The 338-nt window shown below is 50.3% G+C and carries 1 protein-coding gene; it reads right to left on the bottom strand.

Going from position 1 to position 338, the window contains the following annotated elements; translation table 11 throughout:
• Positions 1–338, bottom strand: a 338-nt coding sequence (locus tag CWC28_RS22070; RefSeq protein ID WP_171038345.1) for a hypothetical protein, incomplete at both ends; no start/stop codon positions are given.

Genomic DNA, 338 nt, shown 5'->3' with positions numbered 1-338 from the left:
CGGGTGGGGTTTCAAAACCGTCGCTTTCATCGTCACCCCAGTCCTCATCCAGATCAAACGGGTCAAAGTCCGATGGCACCGGGGAGGATTCTTTTTCAGCTGCGTTGGCGACTGACTCTGACGTCTGTTGTTTTTGTTTGCTTTGATCCTGTTGTGGTTTTTCTGCCAACTCCTGTTCCGCTATCTGTTGTTCCAGCGCTTTAAGGTGGGCTTTTGCAGCGGCTACTTTCTGCTCTTTTTCCTGATTTTCTGACAGCCCCTTCCGGGACTCCCGGATTTTTTCTGCCCGCCAGTCCGCTGAATAAATCGTTGCATCGTTGCTATTGAGCAGTTCAATA

It is taken from the genome of Pseudoalteromonas sp. S4492 (genome assembly GCF_005886115.1).
GTDB lineage: Bacteria > Pseudomonadota > Gammaproteobacteria > Enterobacterales > Alteromonadaceae > Pseudoalteromonas > Pseudoalteromonas gelatinilytica.
Note: the sequence above shows the minus strand (reverse complement) of the source record. Positions and strands in the feature narration are given on the sequence as shown.